At 48.8% G+C, this 293-nt stretch carries 1 rRNA gene; it reads right to left on the bottom strand.

Annotated features, from left to right (window positions below):
• Window positions 1–62, bottom strand: a 5S ribosomal RNA gene (rrf, locus tag ACZ3HH_RS29620); the annotation flags it as partial.
• Window positions 63–293: the final 231 nt, after the last annotated feature.

The raw sequence follows: 293 nt of genomic DNA, 5'->3' as shown, positions 1-293 counted from the left end.
CATCGTTTCACTGCTGAGTTCGGGATGGGATCAGGTGGTTCCAATGCTCTATGGTCGTCAAGAAATTCGGTAGCCAGTTCGTGTTCTCTTGCGAGATCACGCTCCAGCGAATGGGTATGCGATAGTTTGGTGTTTTGCGAGTATCTCGAACTTTCGGTTCGTTTCGTCTTCACACACCGCAATCTGGTGCTCTTTCGCTTTTCAGCTCGAAGCATGCAAATTGCTTGGGTGTTATATGGTCAAGCCTCACGGGCAATTAGTATTGGTTAGCTCAACGCCTCACAGCGCTTACA

Source organism: Pseudomonas sp. PME37.24/025, from assembly GCF_055556615.1.
This window is presented reverse-complemented; position numbering and strand designations above follow the sequence as displayed.